General features: G+C 66.0%; 18 protein-coding genes. 9 read left to right on the top strand and 9 right to left on the bottom strand.

Translation table 11 applies throughout. The annotated features are described in order from the left end of the window. Window positions 1–199 precede the first annotated feature (199 nt). Window positions 200–1,318 carry an MFS transporter gene (locus VRZ08_RS14090; RefSeq protein WP_414532970.1) on the top strand — a complete coding sequence of 373 codons (1,119 nt, stop codon included), beginning with the start codon at window positions 200–202 and terminating at the stop codon, window positions 1,316–1,318. Window positions 1,319–1,679: 361 nt separating this feature from the next. Here VRZ08_RS14090 and VRZ08_RS14085 read toward each other — a convergent pair whose 3' ends face one another. After that, window positions 1,680–2,330: an O-methyltransferase gene (locus VRZ08_RS14085; protein WP_414532928.1), complete on the bottom strand. Its 651-nt coding sequence runs from the start codon at window positions 2,328–2,330 to the stop codon at window positions 1,680–1,682. A gap of 95 nt (window positions 2,331–2,425) precedes the next feature. On the opposite strand from VRZ08_RS14085, the gene VRZ08_RS14080 reads away from it, so the two are divergent. Together VRZ08_RS14080 and VRZ08_RS14075 are read left to right on the top strand one after the other, a co-directional pair. Beyond that, complete coding sequence (locus VRZ08_RS14080) at window positions 2,426–3,058, top strand: TetR family transcriptional regulator (protein ID WP_414532927.1); 633 nt, start codon at window positions 2,426–2,428, stop codon at window positions 3,056–3,058. Between the two features lie 6 nt (window positions 3,059–3,064). Beyond that, window positions 3,065–3,490: a DUF3574 domain-containing protein gene (locus VRZ08_RS14075; RefSeq protein WP_414532926.1), complete on the top strand. Its 426-nt coding sequence runs from the start codon at window positions 3,065–3,067 to the stop codon at window positions 3,488–3,490. On the opposite strand, the gene VRZ08_RS14070 is transcribed toward VRZ08_RS14075, so the two are convergent. From VRZ08_RS14070 to VRZ08_RS14060, 3 genes are all read right to left on the bottom strand, one after another. Further along, window positions 3,480–3,677, bottom strand: a complete 198-nt coding sequence (locus tag VRZ08_RS14070) for a TenA/THI-4 family protein (RefSeq protein WP_107345193.1) — start codon at window positions 3,675–3,677, stop codon at window positions 3,480–3,482. The genes VRZ08_RS14075 and VRZ08_RS14070 overlap by 11 nt on opposite strands. 43 nt (window positions 3,678–3,720) lie before the next feature. After that, on the bottom strand, window positions 3,721–3,972 hold the full coding sequence (locus VRZ08_RS14065) for a transcriptional regulator (RefSeq protein WP_107346663.1): 252 nt from the start codon (window positions 3,970–3,972) through the stop codon (window positions 3,721–3,723). 99 nt (window positions 3,973–4,071) lie between these two features. Continuing rightward, window positions 4,072–4,281 (bottom strand): cold-shock protein, encoded by a 210-nt coding sequence (locus VRZ08_RS14060; RefSeq protein WP_107346662.1) that lies wholly within the window; start codon window positions 4,279–4,281, stop codon window positions 4,072–4,074. A 278-nt stretch (window positions 4,282–4,559) separates the two neighbouring features. On the opposite strand from VRZ08_RS14060, the gene VRZ08_RS14055 reads away from it, so the two are divergent. Then, window positions 4,560–5,813 carry an arsenic transporter gene (locus VRZ08_RS14055; RefSeq protein ID WP_414532925.1) on the top strand — a complete coding sequence of 418 codons (1,254 nt, stop codon included), beginning with the start codon at window positions 4,560–4,562 and terminating at the stop codon, window positions 5,811–5,813. 115 nt (window positions 5,814–5,928) lie between these two features. Next, on the top strand, window positions 5,929–6,666 hold the full coding sequence (locus VRZ08_RS14050; protein ID WP_414532924.1) for a DUF3750 domain-containing protein: 738 nt from the start codon (window positions 5,929–5,931) through the stop codon (window positions 6,664–6,666). Here the strand turns inward: VRZ08_RS14050 and yidD are convergent. After that, on the bottom strand, window positions 6,653–7,042 hold the full coding sequence (yidD, locus tag VRZ08_RS14045) for a membrane protein insertion efficiency factor YidD (RefSeq protein ID WP_414532923.1): 390 nt from the start codon (window positions 7,040–7,042) through the stop codon (window positions 6,653–6,655). The two genes, VRZ08_RS14050 and yidD, sit on opposite strands and share 14 nt — an antisense overlap. 239 nt (window positions 7,043–7,281) lie before the next feature. Between yidD and VRZ08_RS14040 the strand changes: the two genes are divergently transcribed. Then, window positions 7,282–8,172 carry a hypothetical protein gene (locus VRZ08_RS14040; protein ID WP_264052766.1) on the top strand — a complete coding sequence of 297 codons (891 nt, stop codon included), beginning with the start codon at window positions 7,282–7,284 and terminating at the stop codon, window positions 8,170–8,172. Window positions 8,173–8,357: 185 nt separating this feature from the next. Here VRZ08_RS14040 and VRZ08_RS14035 read toward each other — a convergent pair whose 3' ends face one another. Continuing rightward, window positions 8,358–8,810 (bottom strand): iron-sulfur cluster assembly scaffold protein, encoded by a 453-nt coding sequence (locus tag VRZ08_RS14035; protein ID WP_012496819.1) that lies wholly within the window; start codon window positions 8,808–8,810, stop codon window positions 8,358–8,360. A gap of 267 nt (window positions 8,811–9,077) precedes the next feature. On the opposite strand from VRZ08_RS14035, the gene folE reads away from it, so the two are divergent. Then, window positions 9,078–9,767 carry a GTP cyclohydrolase I FolE gene (folE, locus tag VRZ08_RS14030; RefSeq protein WP_107345188.1) on the top strand — a complete coding sequence of 230 codons (690 nt, stop codon included), beginning with the start codon at window positions 9,078–9,080 and terminating at the stop codon, window positions 9,765–9,767. 28 nt (window positions 9,768–9,795) lie between these two features. Beyond that, window positions 9,796–10,251, top strand: a complete 456-nt coding sequence (hisI, locus tag VRZ08_RS14025) for a phosphoribosyl-AMP cyclohydrolase (protein WP_264052764.1) — start codon at window positions 9,796–9,798, stop codon at window positions 10,249–10,251. 9 nt (window positions 10,252–10,260) lie between these two features. Here the strand turns inward: hisI and VRZ08_RS14020 are convergent, their stop codons facing one another. Next, complete coding sequence (locus VRZ08_RS14020) at window positions 10,261–10,968, bottom strand: hypothetical protein (protein ID WP_414532922.1); 708 nt, start codon at window positions 10,966–10,968, stop codon at window positions 10,261–10,263. 194 nt (window positions 10,969–11,162) lie between these two features. Here VRZ08_RS14020 and VRZ08_RS14015 point away from each other — a divergent pair, with 194 nt between their 5' ends. Continuing rightward, entirely contained in the window at window positions 11,163–12,203 is a 1,041-nt protein-coding gene (locus VRZ08_RS14015; protein WP_414532921.1) for a transglycosylase SLT domain-containing protein, read from the top strand. A gap of 7 nt (window positions 12,204–12,210) precedes the next feature. Here VRZ08_RS14015 and VRZ08_RS14010 read toward each other — a convergent pair whose 3' ends face one another. Next, window positions 12,211–13,158, bottom strand: coding sequence for a LysR family transcriptional regulator (locus VRZ08_RS14010; RefSeq protein WP_414532920.1), 948 nt, complete (start codon window positions 13,156–13,158; stop codon window positions 12,211–12,213). 78 nt (window positions 13,159–13,236) lie between these two features. After that, window positions 13,237–14,910, bottom strand: a complete 1,674-nt coding sequence (locus VRZ08_RS14005; RefSeq protein ID WP_414532919.1) for a carbon-nitrogen hydrolase family protein — start codon at window positions 14,908–14,910, stop codon at window positions 13,237–13,239. Between the last annotated feature and the right edge of the window lie 15 nt (window positions 14,911–14,925).

The raw sequence follows: 14,925 nt of genomic DNA, 5'->3' as shown, positions 1-14,925 counted from the left end.
CTGCGTACGAGCGCAGGTAAGCGGAAAGGGGCTGTATAGCAGGGGAATCGGACGATTCAAGGAACCCGGACCCCGCGGCGGCGCGCATTTCGTCCTGCTGGTGTCGCGGCGCATGCCGGTCTGGCAGAATTTTAATGCACTTGCATGGAAACCCTGCTAGCCTTCCGGAGTGTCCCGCTCGTTCGCCCCCACCGCCCTGATGCTCGGCAATTTCGTCACCGGAACCTCGGTTCTGGCGCCTGCCGGCATGTTGCCGGATCTGGCGGCCGGGCTCGGGGTGACGATCCGCGACGCCGGGCTGCTGATCACCTTCGGGGCGATCGTGCTGTGCATCGGCTCGCCGCTCACCGCCTGGCTGACCAGCCGGATCGATCGCCGGCTGCTGCTGACCACGACGCTGGCGGTGCTGGCGCTCGGCAATCTCGCCTCCGCCTTTGCGCCGAACTATGCGGTGCTGCTGGTGCTGCGGCTGGCGATGCTGTCGGTCGGCGCGCTCTACACGCCGCAGGCCGCCGGCGCGGTGGCGCTGATCGTGCCGCCGGAAAGCCGCGGCGGCACCATGGCGTATGTGTTTCTCGGCTGGTCGCTTGCGGTGGCGCTCGGCGTGCCGCTGGTCACCTTCGCGGCCGATCATGCCGGCTGGCGCGGCGCCTATCTCACCGTCGGCGGCATCGGGCTGATCAGTTTCGTCCTGTTGTGGCTGCGGCTGCCGGGCGGCCTGACTGCGGCGCCGGTGAGCCTGCGCACCTGGGCCGCGGTGGGGCGCAACCGCCGCATCCTGACGCTGCTCGGGGTGTCGTCACTGCAGACCTCCGGTCAGTTCGTGGTGTTCACTTTCTTCGGACCCTTGCTCACCGGCTTGACCGGTGCCGGGCCGCGCGAGATCGCGCTGGTGTTTGCGATCTACGGCGTCTGCGGCTTCGTCGGCAACGTCATCGCCAGCCGCATCGTCGATGGCTGGGGCGCGTACCGCACCTCGGCGCTGTTCACCTCGCTGATGTTGGCCGGCATTCTCGGCTGGACCTTCGGGGCCGGGCATTTCGCCGTGATGGCAGTTGCGGTGGCGGTGTGGGGGCTGGGCTTTGCGGCCTCGAACTCGATGCAGCAGGTGCGCTTGGTCACGGCCGATCCGACGCTCGCCGGCGCAACGGTGTCGCTGAACACGTCGGTGCTGTATGTTGGTCAGGCGATCGGCTCGGCGATCGGCGGCACGCTGTTCGCCGCCGGGCTGCTGCATGTCAACGGCTACGTCTCCACCGCGGTGCTGGGTCTGGCGCTGTGCATGGTGGTGGCCGCGACCCGCGACCGCAACGCTTGAGCGCGGCGCAGCCGCATCGCGCCGCGCTCCGACGTCTCACATAGTTGATCACGCCCAATAGCAGCCGCGTTCCGATCAGCACCGGCGCGTGGGACGGTGAGGCGTGCGGCGGGATCAGCACCGCGATCGCGGTGAAGACGAGGCAGGTGTGTAGCGCCAGCCGGCGGCGCAGCGACAGGGCGGGGGCAGGCGAGGCATCGATCGAACGGACGGCCATGGGAGTCTCCAGGCTGGTCCGCGATCGGCGGCGTCATCAGCGCACGCCGACCGCGATGGATCGGGACGTGCGTTGATTGACGTCGAACGCTTACGGCCGGCGATGCTGGCGGCGGACCGCGGGGCGCGCGCCCCGTCGGAAGTATCAGCCGAGCCGCATCGACAGCTCGACATCGGCGGCGAACGGCACTGACAGATAACCGTTCGCTGGATCGCGCACCCGAGCCAGATAGTCCGGGCAGTGATCGGCGTTGTCGGCGACGATCAGCGCGCCGGGCGCAAGCCGGCTTTCGAGCAGGTCGAGAATATCCGCATACAGCGCCTTGGCGCCGTCGAGCAGCACGAGATCGATGCGGTCGGGCAGATCCTTGCTGAGCGTCTGCAGCGCATCGCCTTCGCGGAATTCGACCAGATCGGCGAGATCGCCGGCTTCGAGATTGGCCTCGGCGCGGACCAGCTTGGCGTGCTCGAACTCGGTGGTGATCAGCCGGCCGCCGCCATTGTCGCGCAGCGCTGCGGCCAGATGCAGCGTCGAAATGCCGAACGAGGTGCCGAACTCGACGATGCTCCGGGCGCGGCACCCTCGCGCCAGCATGTAGAGCAGCACGCCAGTCTCGGGCGACACCGCGAGGGCGTAGTCTTTCAGCCGGCCGTACAGCGTCGCGTAATCGGTCTTGCTACGCATCAGCCGCATCGTGTCGGGTGCAAGCTGGTCGAGCTGCGGCTGTGTGGCCTCGGCTTCGTCGAACAATCGTGTCAGCAGCGGGGCCAGCGGTGAGGTGGTGAGGGTGGTCATGGCGAACTCCAAAGGGAGTGATCAGCGCGATGTTGCGCGTCCTCAGAAATACGAATAAATATTCGCATTCGCTAATCGCATTCCCCGAGACGCCGATGGCCGAACGCCGAAGTGGCTCTATTTCCACGCGAAAACAGCCCCAGCAGGCGCGCTCGACCGAGCTGGTCGCGGCCATCCTGGAGGCGGCTGTTCAGGTTTTGGCGAAGGAGGGCGCGCAGCGCTTCACCACCGCGCGGGTCGCCGACAAAGCCGGCGTCAGTGTCGGCTCGCTGTATCAGTACTTCCCCAACAAGGCCGCGATCCTGTTCCGGCTGCAGAGCGACGAGTGGCGGCAGACCTCGGAGATGCTGCGCGACATCCTCGAGGATCGCCGCGATCCGCCGCCGCAGCGGCTGCGCCGGCTGGTGCACGCCTTCATCCGATCGGAATGCGACGAAGCCGAAGTGCGCGGCGCGCTCGATGATGCTGCGCCTTTGTATCGCGACGCGCCTGAAGCCCGTGCGGCCCGCAAGGCAATGGACGGCACCATGGCGGCGTTTCTGCACGAGGCGGCGCCGAACAGCTCCGAGGCCGCGCGCCTGCGTGCGGCGGAGCTGATCAGTCGCACGATCGCCGCGCTCGGCAAGGACTTCTCCAGCCGCCCGCGCACGGCGGCCGAGATCACCGCGTATGCGGACGCGGTTGCCGATATGCTATGCGCTTATCTGAAGACGCTGCGACGAGGTTGAGAAAAGATGCCGAAGCCGGTCCTGACACGGCTGCTGATCGCCTGCCTTGCAGCGGCGTCGCTCGGCGGTTGTGCGACTCTGCCGACGGCGGCGTGTCTGCCGCCATCGCAGCCGATGCTGAATGCCGAACTGGCATTCGGCCGCAATATCGGCGATCGGCTCGGCGTCAGCGATGCCGAGTTCAGGCGCTTCACCGCGGAAGAAATAACGCCGCGGTTTCCGGATGGGCTGACGGTGGTGGATGGCGTCGGGCAGTGGCGCGACAGCGAGGGCGGCCACATCGTTCGGGAAAAGGCCAAGCTGGTGACGCTGGTGTTCGCCGACGATCCGGCCAAGCGCGCGGCGCTGAGCGCCATCGCCGACGCCTATAAGCAGCGCTTCAAGCAGCAGGCGGTGATGATCTCGGTGCGGCCGAGCTGCGTCAGCTTCTGAGTGCAGCGGCGGTGCCGCGCTCGGTGATCTGATAGTGCGTCGATCGGGGATCGACCGAGGAGCGCTTCAGCCAGCCGAGTTCGACCAGATTTTCGAACGGCTTCTGCTCACGCGCGCCGAACACCTGGCGGCGGCCGCCGTTGGTCTGAATATCGCGGATCAGCTTGAAATCGTCGGCGGTCGCCATCGTCGTCTCCAGCCGGGACCGCGCAAGCAGCACTCCGCATGCGTCAGCTTACGGACGTCTTGCGCGCCCGCTTCTTCGGCGTGGCCGCCGATGGATCTGCCGAAGCCGCCGCAGCGGCCTGTTCGGCCTCGCGGGCGAGCCGCAGCGCGCGCAGTCGCTCCATGTTCTTGCGAAGCGCGACGCCTTCACGCGCGACCTCCGCCATCCGCTGCGCACCTTCCTGCTGTTCGAGCGCCTTGCGGCGTGCCCGTTCGATGCTGGTCGGGGAGGGAGTGGTGGTCTTCTTGTCAGTCATATCCGTCTCCTTCGGCACGCGCGGCAAAACCCGCTCGATCGCAGGGATCGAACGGGCCCATCTGCCGTTTCAGTACATCCGTGAAACGGAGACGCCGGATCAAGCCAGCGCGAGATTTTCCGCGCTGCTCTTGCCGCGCATTCTGTCAACCTTCACCTCGAACGAGACCTGCTGGCCTTCGGCGAGGCCGGACAGCCCGGCGCGTTCAACCGCGCTGATATGCACGAACACGTCGTTGCCGCCGTCGTTCGGCGCGATGAAGCCAAAACCCTTTTGGCCGTTGAACCACTTTACGGTACCAGTCGTCATTTCCATTCTCCAAAGCACATCGTCCGCGCCAACGTGGCACGTGACGTTTCAACTAATCGATGACTTTGGGAAGGAGCCCGCGGGCGCATTCAGAAAGGCACAGCGGCTAATCGAATAACCAAACCGTATAGCATCCGCCCCCGTCATACAAGGACTATATTGTCGCGCGCTGCCTGCAGGGACTGCAACCGTACCGATAGAGACAATCGCAGCATCATCGCTTATCGGTTAGTTCCGCTTCATTCAGCTTGATGTTCCACTTCGCAATGCCAAGTTTCATGCTCTCCCACGATCCTGTTCTGACCTGGAGTATCGTCGCCCTCGCCACCGCAGGGGTGATCATTCGGCCGCTGCGTTGGCCCGAAGCGGTATGGGCGGTCGCGGGTGCAGTGGCGCTGGTGCTGCTCGGTTTACTGTCGTGGCAGGACGCGCTCGCCGGCGTGCGCAACGGCATCGACGTGTATCTGTTTCTGATCGGCATGATGCTGATCGCCGAACTGGCTCAGCGCGAGGGGCTGTTCGATTATCTCGCGGCGTTCGCGGTCCAGCACGCGCACGGTTCGCCGCAGCGGCTGTTCCTGTTGGTATATGTCGTCGGCGTGTTTGTGACGGCGCTGCTCTCGAACGACGCCACCGCGATCGTGTTGACGCCGGCGGTGTATGCGGCGACGCGCGCGGCGGGTGCTGCGCCACTGCCGTATCTGTTCGTATGCGCCTTCATCGCCAATGCGGCGAGCTTCGTGCTGCCAATCTCCAACCCGGCCAACCTGGTGGTGTTCGGCGAGCACATGCCGCATCTCGGCGGCTGGCTGCAGCAATTCACGCTGCCGTCGCTGGCGGCGATCGTCGCGACCTATCTGGTGCTGCGTCTGGCGCTGCGCCGCTCGCTCGCCGCGCAGAGGATCGAGATGCGGGTTGAGACGCCGCACCTGTCGCGCGGCGGCAAGCTCGCGGCCGTCGGCATCGGAGCGATCGCGATCGTGCTGCTCACCGCCTCGGCGCTCGACGTCGCGCTCGGCCTGCCGACCTTCGTGTGCGGCCTCGTCACCACGGCGGTGGTGTTGGCGGTCGCTCGGCAGTCGCCGGTTCCGGTGCTGAAGGGCGTGTCGTGGAGCGTGGTGCCGCTGGTCGCAGGGCTGTTCGTGATGGTCGAGGCGCTGAGCCGCACCGGGGTGATCGGTGCGCTCGGCGGCCTGCTGCGCGAAGTGGTGGCGGACGCGCCGCGGCTCGGCTCGTGGGCGGCCGGCATCGTCACCGCGATCGCCTGCAACATCGGCAACAACCTGCCGGTCGGCCTCGTTGCCGGCTCGGTCGCGGCCGACAATCACCTGCCGCGCGAGACCATCGCGGCGCTGCTGATCGGCGTCGACCTCGGGCCGAACTTCTCGGTCACCGGTTCGCTCGCCACCATCCTGTGGCTGGTGGTGCTGCGCCGGAACCAGATCGAAGTCACCGCCTGGCGGTTCCTCAAGCTCGGCCTCGTGGTGACGCCGCCGGCGCTGATCGCAGCGCTCGCAGCCGCGGTGTGGTGAGAATTCCGCGCTGCTAACAACGCGCCGTTCCTGCACGTCCGCGTGATCGGTTCTGGCGAGGGCAGGGGTGCCGTCTATATTGTTCGGCATCCTCATTCGCATCGACCATCCCCACGTGAGACGTTTCGTGCTGATCCTGTTGTTGTTGCTGATCGTGCCGATCGCCGTGTCGGCCGGAAAATATTGGCTGGGTGATCGAAGCGTCGATTGGCAGAGCGCCGACCGGTCCAGCGCCGGACTGCTGCCGCCGGCGGCGCAGAATCCCGATGCGGTGGTGCGGGTGTTTGCCGCGCGTACGGTGCGCTGGCGCGGCATCTTCGCCGTGCACAGCTGGATCGTGGTGAAGCCGGCGAACGCATCGCGCTACACACGCTACGACTACACCGCGTGGGGCACGCCGATCCGCGTCAACGGCTTCGTCGCCGACGGCCGCTGGTTCGGCGACGAGCCGCAGCTGATCGCTGCCGCCGACGGCGAGGCCGCCGCGGCGATGATCCCGAAGATCGAGGCCGCGGTGAAAGGCTATAAGCTCGCCGCGTACGGCGACTATCGCGCCTGGCCGGGGCCGAACTCCAACACCTTCGTGGCCGCGGTGATCGCGGCGGTGCCGGAACTGCGCACCACGCTGCCGCCGACCGCCATCGGCAAGGACTATCCGTGGGACGGCGGCTGGGTTGCCATGACGCCGTCCGGCACCGGCGTGCGCGCGACGCTCGGCGGTTATCTCGGCCTGACGCTCGGCTGGATCGAGGGCCTCGAACTCAACGTGCTCGGCGCCGTTATCGGCCTCGACCTGCGCCGGCCGGCGGTCAAACTGCCGGGTCTCGGCCGTATCGGTGTCAGTGCGGCGTAAGCTGCGAATGTGAGCTGCAGCCGCATGGCGCGGCAACATCCGGCGGCGGCGCGTTGACGCCGCGCCAGCGGGCGTAGCGCCACGGCAGATACCAATGTGCGCCGGGCGGCAGGACTTGCGGAACCAGATCGATCCCGGACGTGCCCCACGGCTGGCAGCGCAACAGCCGCGCCAGCGTCATCCAGCCACCCGCCCACAGTCCGAACCTGCTGATCGCTTCGTCCCCGTACATCGAGCAGGTCGGATAGTGCCGGCAGTTGTAGCCGACCAGCGGCGACAGCGTGTGACGATACAGCCAGATCAGTCCGCGCCCGATGTTCCGCGGCAGCCGCAGCACTGCTGCGATCCAATCAGTTCCGCGACTTGGTAGTTGCATGAGCAGATGCCGGTTCGATGAGCGGCGGTTTGCGCGGTTCCGTTGCGGGGAACCGCGAGGCGCCGACATTTGCGCAACACTCACCCGAAACTCGCGCGCTGTTGAGCGCATCGCAGCAAAACGCGGTGGTGTTTGCGGTTGATCAAAGTTAGCTTTTTCACAACGGTTAAGTAACAGACACGTGACAGATTCGCGTTGGAACTTGTGACGCAGTTGCTGCCGGAGCGAAGGAAGCCAGGTTGGGACGCGCAGTTCTTTCTTGTCTGAACGGTGGGGCGCTGGGGTTGGTCGCAGCGCTCGGCATCGTTCTACTCGGGTTCGCAGCCGACAGCAGCATTCCTGTCACGGCCGGCGCCGCCAGTCTCGAAGCGCGGCGGCAGCCGATGAAGTTCGGCTGGGTCGCCTGCGATCCGGATTGCGGCGGCTGGATCAGCGCCATCGGCATCGTCACCACCGATACTCCGAAGGATTTTGAGGACTTCGCCCGCGATCGCAAGCTCGGCGGCGCCACTGTGGTGCTGGATTCGAGCGGCGGCTCGGTCAACGACGCCATCACGCTCGGCCGACGCTGGCGCAAGCTCGGGCTGGCCACCACGGTCGGCACCAGCGTGCCGTCCGCATCGCCGCTTGGCAGCCGCGCCCGGATCGAGCCCGGCGCCTACTGCGAATCGATGTGCGTGTTCCTGCTGCTCGCCGGCAATTCCCGCTATGTGCCGGAAGGCGCCCATGTCCGGGTGCACCAGATCTGGATGGGCGACCGCGCCGAGGATGCCCGCGCCGCCAGCTACACCGCACAGGACATGTCGATCGTCGAGCGCGACATCGGCCGATTGGCGAAGTTTACGTTCGAGATGGGCGGCACCGGCGATCTGCTGTCGCTCGCCCTCAGCGTGCCGCCGTGGGAAGACCTGCACGAGCTGTCGCGGCAGGAGCTGCGTGACACCAACCTCATCACCACCCAGGCGATCGCCGATCTGTTGCCCGGCCTCGCCGGTGCATCGGCCAAGACCGTGGCATCGGCCGAGCCGAAGCCGGTGCAGGATCGCTTCACCCCGCAGCCGGCAGCCGCCACCAAGACCGCCGAAGCGCTCCCGACCGGCGGCACCGCCGCGGCGCAGCCGGGACACTGAACCCGCCGACGATCCAGTCGTCATTCCGGGGCGCTCGCGACAGCGAGCGAACCCGGAATCCCGAGATTGTTGTGCGTTGTCTTTCACAACGTCGAGATTCCGGGTTCAGGCGCTGCGCGCGTGCCCCGGAATGACTCGGAGGGAGCTGAGCTCGCGCCCCGGAATGACTTGTGGAGAGGGCGGGCTTAGGCCGTCGCCTTGGCGCCGTCGTTTTGCGCTTCGATCTGGCCGATCGCGTCGACCACCGCGTCGAAGGTCAGCAGCGTCGAGGCGTGGCGGGCCTTGTAGTCGCGGACCGGCTCGAGCATCGCGATGTCGGCCCATTTGCCGTCGGGCGGGGCGCCGTTCTCTTTCAGCATCTTGCGCACGGTCTCGCGCAACGCCTTGAGTTCGCTGGCGGTCGAGCCGACCACGTGGCTCGCCATGATCGACGACGAGGCCTGGCCGAGCGCGCAGGCTTTGACGATGTGGGCGAAGTCGGTGACGGTGTCGCCGTCCATCTTGAGGTCGATCGTCACGGTCGAGCCGCACAGTTTGGAATGCGCGGTGGCGCTGGCGTCGGGATGCTCCAGCCGCCCGATCCGCGGAATATTGCCGGCCAGTTCGATGATGCGCTTGTTGTAGACGTCGTTGAGCATGCCGCGAATTCCGTGCCGGCGCTGGGCACGCCGGTCGCCCGGAGGCGGCGACCTTGGCGGTTCCGGCTTGCCGTCTTATATAGGAAGCGTGGCTTTCGAAATGAAGCCTCGCCGTGCGGCTGACTGCGCCGCGCGGAGGCCGCGAGCCGAAATCGGTCAAACACTTGGCCGGCCGGGCTCGCCGAAGGGATCAAGACGACCGGCTGTTGTCCGCCCGTCTGCCCGGTGACACATCCGGCCCAACAAGGCCGGTCGAACGGAGAGAAGATGGACGCCAAAATCAAGCCGATCCGCGGCACCAAGCCGGCCGAAGGCCGCCCCGAATTCCAGCCCGCCGAGCTCGATCCGTCCGAGTTCCTCGAAGTCGCGGTGCAGCCCGATCAGCCGCGCCCGTCGCGCGCCGAGGCGGAAGCCGCGGTGAAGACGCTGCTGTCCTATATCGGCGAGAACACCGAGCGCGAGGGCCTGCTCGACACCCCGCGCCGGGTGGTCGAAGCCTATGACGAGCTGTTCCAGGGCTATCACCAGTGCCCGAAGGAAGTGCTGGAGCGCACCTTCGGCGAGACCGCCGGCTATGACGACTTCGTCCTGGTCCGCAACATCAGCTTCACCTCGCATTGCGAACACCACGTGATGCCGTTCTATGGCAAGGCGCACATCGCCTACACGCCGGTGGAGCGCGTGGTCGGGTTGTCGAAGCTGGCGCGGCTGGTCGACATCTTCGCCCGCCGGCTGCAGACCCAGGAGCATCTCACCGCGCAGATCGCCGCCGCGATCGACGAGGTGCTGAAGCCGCGCGGCGTCGCGGTGCTGCTCGAAGCCGAGCACACCTGCATGTCGGTCCGGGGTATCGCCAAGAAGGGCGCCACCACCTTCACCAGCCGCTACACCGGCGTGTTCCGCGATAATCCGGCGGAGCAGGCGCGGTTCATGTCGATGGTCAGGGACCGCGGCTAACGCGCGAGTCCTGCAAGGCAATTCAATCGTGTCCAGCGAATCGCGTTCAAGCTCTTCACCCGTTGCGCCCGATGACATCGAGGAAGGCGTTGTGCTGCGCCCGAAATTCGATGCGCACGGGCTCGTCACCGTCGTCACCACCGATGCGCGGACCGGCGACGTGCTGATGGTCGCGTTCATGAACGACGAAGCGCTTGATCGCACCATCCAGACCGGCGAGGCCTGGTACTACAGCCGCTCGCGCAAGCGGCTGTGGAAGAAGGGCGAGACCTCCGGCCACATCCAGAAGGTGCTGGAGATGCGGGTCGACTGCGACCAGGACGCGGTGTGGATCAAGGTCGATCAGACCGGTGGCGCCGCCTGTCACACCGGCCGGCATTCCTGCTTCTACCGCCGCATCGACCGCGGCGGCGACGGCGCGCCGGTGCTGATCGAAACCGACTCCGAGCGCAAGTTCGACCCGGACAAGGTCTACGGCAAATAGCCCTGTGGATCAGGCCAGCCGGCTGGCGACCTCGCGCTGCTGCTGCACCAAGTCCGGACCGGTCTTCGCGCCGGTCGGATCGGCGATGCTGTCGATGTAGTCCATCGCCGCCGATCGCAATTGGCCATCCTTCAGGCTGATCACGCCCGACAGCGTCTGAATATTCATCGAGCGGACGTTGTAGTTGCTCCAGGCGGTTTGCTGCTGTTTGCTGCCCTGGGCGCTGGAGCCCTTTTCCTTGTTGTAGAGCTCGAGCGCGGCGTTTGCCGCCTTCAGCGCGTTCAGGCCGGAGATTTCCTTCAGCTCCTTGGCGACATCAGGATTGTCGGCGAAGTACTTCTCGATCTTCGCTTTCCACGGCCCTTCGGCGGTGACGTTGCCGAATTTGTCGACCTGCAGCCTGACGGCGTCGTCGAGATTGACGTTCATTTTCTTGAACGCGTCGGTGAGCTTGGCGGTCAAGGCATCGGTGCGCTTCTGCAGGCTCTCGTCGAACGACAGCGCGAGCTGGTCGCTGGCGGCCGTGTCAGCCTTGGCCTTGTCGAGAATCGCTTTGGCGCGATCGGAGAGCGTGACGGTGTCGACCGCACCCGTGGCCGCGGTGGTGGCGGACTGCGATGTCGCCGATGCGGTGGCGGATGGGATCGCGCCGGCCTGCGCCTGGCTCGCCAAAAAGGCCGAGGTCCCAGCGGTGGTGGAGTTGGTGATCGCGGCCATGGCTTTCTCCCGATGACTCTGCGCCCCGGTCAAACTCCGAGCGGACGGGCAAGAGTCTAGCCATCTTGAGTTAAGCGAGCGTCAAAACGCCCGTGCAAGCTGTATCGGGTTTCAGTCGTTAACACTGCGTTAACCATAATCCCGCAGGGTCGCCGTGGCGGAAGGGCGCTCGCAGCGGAGAGCGGGCAGGGGCTATGGCGGTCGAGATTTCAAATCCGGCGGTGATGATCGTCGATCCGGCGCGGACCAAGGTCGCCGGCGCGATCAAGCAGGCTGCCGGCGCCACCGGCACCAGCTTCCAGTATCTGCTTGCCACCGCCAAGATGGAGTCGGACTTCAACCCGACCGCCCAGGCCAGCACTTCATCGGCACAGGGCTTGTTCCAGTTCATAGAACAGACCTGGCTCGGCACAGTGAAGGAAGCCGGCGCGCAGCTCGGCTACGGCCAATATGCCGATTCCATCACCCGCTCGGCGTCGGGCAGCTATTCGGTCAGCGACCCGTCGGCGCGTGCCGCAATCATGAATCTGCGCAACGATCCGGTGGCGTCCTCGGCGATGGCCGGGGTGCTGACGCAGTCGAACAGCTTCAAGCTGACTGGCGAGATCGGTCGCCGCCCGTCGGATGCCGAACTCTACATGGCGCACTTCATGGGCGTTGCCGGCGCCGCCAAGTTGATCAACGCCGCGAGCGACACGCCCAACGTCGCCGGCGCCGCGCTGTTTCCCTCGGCGGCGGCGGCCAATCAGTCGATCTTCTACGATCGCTCCGGCAACGCCCGCAGCGTCTCCGAGGTGTATTCCAATCTCGCGACGCGCTACGAGGCGGCCGCCAATGCACCCGCAACGCAGAGTGCGATCGCCTCGGTCGCCGGCCTGCCGGTGACGCTGGCTTCGGCCGCACCGCAAGTGCCGGTCGACAACGCCGCTTATCTGGCGAGCTTCCCGGACGTGCGCAACGTCACGCCCGCGCAAGCCGGCGACGCCACTCGCACCGCGACATCGCAGCGCGGCAACGAGCCGATGTTCCGTTCGCTGTTCCTCGGCGGCGACCGCGCCGAGCCGATATCGCCTGCTGTGCAATCGCTGTGGACCTCGCCGTCGCAGACGGCCATGCCGTCACAGACGACGATTCCGTCACAGACCGCGCTGCCGGACCCGCCGCGCACTCCCGAAGTCCGCACGCCGACTCCGCTCGATCTGTTCAGCGACCGCAACGGCACGTTCGCGAGCTGAGCTTAGTTCAGCCATTCCGCTTGCGGCGACTGCGCTGATTTTGCACCGAGTTCAGGAACGCCTTGTCGGCCTCGATCCGCTTTTCCAGAAACGTCGTGACCGCCTTGATCCGCGCGACGTGAAGCAGGTCTTCGTGGACCGACAGCCAGATGTCGCGCGTGGTGAACAGTTCGGGCATCACCGGAAATAGCTCGGCATTGCCGGACGCCACGTAGGACGGCAGCATTGCGATCCCTTGGCCGGCCGAAACGGCGATCGACTGCGCCACCAGACTGGTGCTGCGGAAGATCGTGTGCGGCGGCCGCAGTACGTCGGACAGCCAGCGGTTTTCCTTGCTGTAGATGTAGTCCTCGATGAAATCGATGAAGGCGTGGGTTTCCAGCTCCTTCACCGTTGTCGGCGGGCTCCGGCCTCCGAAATACGCATCCGTCGCGTACAGCGAGATCCGGAATTCACCGACCTTCTTGATCGACAGTCGCTTTCCGTGCGGCCGGAAGAAGCTGACGAAAATATCCGCCTCGCGCCGGCTGAGGTCGAGCAGCCGCGTGTCGGTGATCAGTTCGATCTGGATCGACGGGTAGATCCGGTTGAAGTCGGCGATGCAGCGCGTGAGATAAAAGCTGCCGATCCCTTCCATCGCGGCGATCCGCACCGCACCGCCGGCATCGGCGGTATCGGTCCCGATCGCCTCGACGATCGAGTTGGCCTGGCTTTCCATGCCCTCGGCATATTGCAGCAGCCGCATGCCGATCTCGGTCAGCGTGAAGCCCGACTTGCTGCGTTTGAACAGCGTCGAGTTCAGGCTGCGCTCCAGCTCGCGGACGCGGCGGCTGACGGTGGTGTGGTCGACCTTCAGCTTGGCGGCGGCGCGGACCAGACTGCGCTGCCGCGCCACTTCGAGGAAATAGACGACGTCGTTCCAGTCGTACCTGATGGTGCGCTGAGTCTTCGCCACGCCTGCTGCGGTCTCCCCGGCACGGCCGGCGCCGATGCGCCGACCTTCCGTTTGTGTCCGGACAGCCACCGAACGGGACTACGCCGCGACGATGGGAGCGTACGTCTCCACCAGCCGGTTTGCAAACATGTCCACCTTCGGGATCATCATCTTCTGGCGGCAGACCGCCAGATCGATGTGCTTGGGCATCACCGCGCCGAGCTTCATGACGCGCGGCGCGGCGATGTTGATGTCCCATTGCGGAAAGCCGGTCGGCGGGATCACCACGCTGCCGCCGGGGTAGGGGCTGTCGACCCGGTTGGCGAGGACGACCGCGACCCGATTGTCCTCGGCCCGCAGCACGGCGAGCAGTTCGCGCTCGAACGGCTCGCGCAGCGCCGCCGGCCATAGGATGATGTCGGCCGCGCCGATCGCGAGGCAGCGCGAGGTCTCGGGAAACACCGCGTCATAGCCCGACATCACGCCGATGCGGCCGAACGGTGTGTCGAACACCGGATAGTCGAAGCCGGCGACGGCCCATTTGCGCTCCTCGGCGGTGAGATGCGTCTTGCGATAGCGGCCGATCTCCTTGCCATCGGGACCGATCAGCACGGTGGTCACATAGAGCCCCGCAGCGGCACGCTCGACGATCGGCGCCGCGATCAGGCAGCCGTAGCGCGCGCTGATCTTTGCCGCCGCGGCAAGGTTCGCCGCGGCCTGATCGGCGGCCGCAGCCGCTTCCGCGGGCGTCAGGATGTACTGCGCACTGAACGCGTATTCGGGCAGGGTGATGACCTTGGCACCGAGCTTGGCGGTGTGGTCGACCATGTCCAGCACCTCGGCGACGCTGCAGTCCGGCGTGACGTGGATCTGCACCGCCGCCACCTTGGTCACCGATTTCGACGGGATCAGCGGACGATCGGCGACGCCATAGACCGGCGTCTTTTCATAGGGCAATGCCATGATGCCGTATGTCTCGGGACGGCGGTCGGCGATCTTGTCGTTGGCGGTGTAGATCGATTTGTCTGCTGCGGCGTCGAGGTCGATGGTGGCGATCGACATCCCGTGGGTGTCGTAAGGCACCTTCGACAGCACGCGGCCCTTCGGATCGACGATCATGCTGCCGCCCGGATAGTAGATCGAGCGCTCGTAACCGGCCTTCGTGGCAGCCACCAGCCACACGCCGTTCTCGTAAGAGCGCGCCGGGCCCCACATGTCTGCCTGGTCCATCGCAAAGAAGTTCGCCATGTCGACGATCACCTCGGCGCCTTGCATCGTCATGGCGCGGAAGATCTCGGGGATGCGGCCGTCGAAGCAGATCAGGAGGCCGATCTTGCCGAGATCGGTATCGACCACCGGGCAGCCGCGCTCGCCGAACGCGAACCAGTTCTGATCGTGGGTGGCGAGGAACTGCTTGTGATAGTGGCAGGCAACTTCGCCCTTGCGGTCGAACATGATGCCGGTGTTGAAGATCTTCTGCTTGGCCGGATCCCATTCGGTGATGCCGCTGGCGATATAGACGCCGTGCTTGCGGCTCAGCGCCGCCAGCGCCTTGACGAACGGACCTTCGGTCAGCGTCTCGGCCAGTTCGCGGCAGTGCTCGGGCGAGTCGAACAGATAGCCGGTGTCCATGCATTCCGGGAACACGATCAGTTCGGCGCCCTGCCGGACGGCGTCCTCGACGTAAGCCGTCGCGAGCGCGATGTTGAAGTCGAAATCGCCCAACTTGGCGAGTGTCTGCACCGCAGCGGCGCGAAACCGGCGCTTCGTCATGTCAGTCTCCAGATT

The organism is Rhodopseudomonas sp. G2_2311 (genome assembly GCF_047501505.1).
In the GTDB taxonomy this organism is placed as follows: domain Bacteria; phylum Pseudomonadota; class Alphaproteobacteria; order Rhizobiales; family Xanthobacteraceae; genus Rhodopseudomonas; species Rhodopseudomonas palustris_H.
The sequence above is the reverse complement of the archived record's forward strand: the minus strand, read 5'-3'. Positions and strand labels throughout refer to the sequence as shown.

What these genes read in the sequence shown, in the direction of transcription:
- VRZ08_RS14090 (WP_414532970.1), top strand. Translation starts at nt 200, where the DNA reads ATGCTCGGCAATTTCGTCACCGGAACCTCGGTTCTGGCGCCTGCCGGC.
- VRZ08_RS14085 (WP_414532928.1), bottom strand. Translation starts at nt 2,330, where the DNA reads ATGACCACCCTCACCACCTCACCGCTGGCCCCGCTGCTGACACGATTG.
- VRZ08_RS14080 (WP_414532927.1), top strand. Translation starts at nt 2,426, where the DNA reads ATGGCCGAACGCCGAAGTGGCTCTATTTCCACGCGAAAACAGCCCCAG.
- VRZ08_RS14075 (WP_414532926.1), top strand. Translation starts at nt 3,065, where the DNA reads ATGCCGAAGCCGGTCCTGACACGGCTGCTGATCGCCTGCCTTGCAGCG.
- VRZ08_RS14070 (WP_107345193.1), bottom strand. Translation starts at nt 3,677, where the DNA reads ATGGCGACCGCCGACGATTTCAAGCTGATCCGCGATATTCAGACCAAC.
- VRZ08_RS14065 (WP_107346663.1), bottom strand. Translation starts at nt 3,972, where the DNA reads ATGACTGACAAGAAGACCACCACTCCCTCCCCGACCAGCATCGAACGG.
- VRZ08_RS14060 (WP_107346662.1), bottom strand. Translation starts at nt 4,281, where the DNA reads ATGACGACTGGTACCGTAAAGTGGTTCAACGGCCAAAAGGGTTTTGGC.
- VRZ08_RS14055 (WP_414532925.1), top strand. Translation starts at nt 4,560, where the DNA reads ATGCTCTCCCACGATCCTGTTCTGACCTGGAGTATCGTCGCCCTCGCC.
- yidD (WP_414532923.1), bottom strand. Translation starts at nt 7,042, where the DNA reads ATGCAACTACCAAGTCGCGGAACTGATTGGATCGCAGCAGTGCTGCGG.
- VRZ08_RS14035 (WP_012496819.1), bottom strand. Translation starts at nt 8,810, where the DNA reads ATGCTCAACGACGTCTACAACAAGCGCATCATCGAACTGGCCGGCAAT.
- folE (WP_107345188.1), top strand. Translation starts at nt 9,078, where the DNA reads ATGGACGCCAAAATCAAGCCGATCCGCGGCACCAAGCCGGCCGAAGGC.
- VRZ08_RS14020 (WP_414532922.1), bottom strand. Translation starts at nt 10,968, where the DNA reads ATGGCCGCGATCACCAACTCCACCACCGCTGGGACCTCGGCCTTTTTG.
- VRZ08_RS14015 (WP_414532921.1), top strand. Translation starts at nt 11,163, where the DNA reads ATGGCGGTCGAGATTTCAAATCCGGCGGTGATGATCGTCGATCCGGCG.
- VRZ08_RS14005 (WP_414532919.1), bottom strand. Translation starts at nt 14,910, where the DNA reads ATGACGAAGCGCCGGTTTCGCGCCGCTGCGGTGCAGACACTCGCCAAG.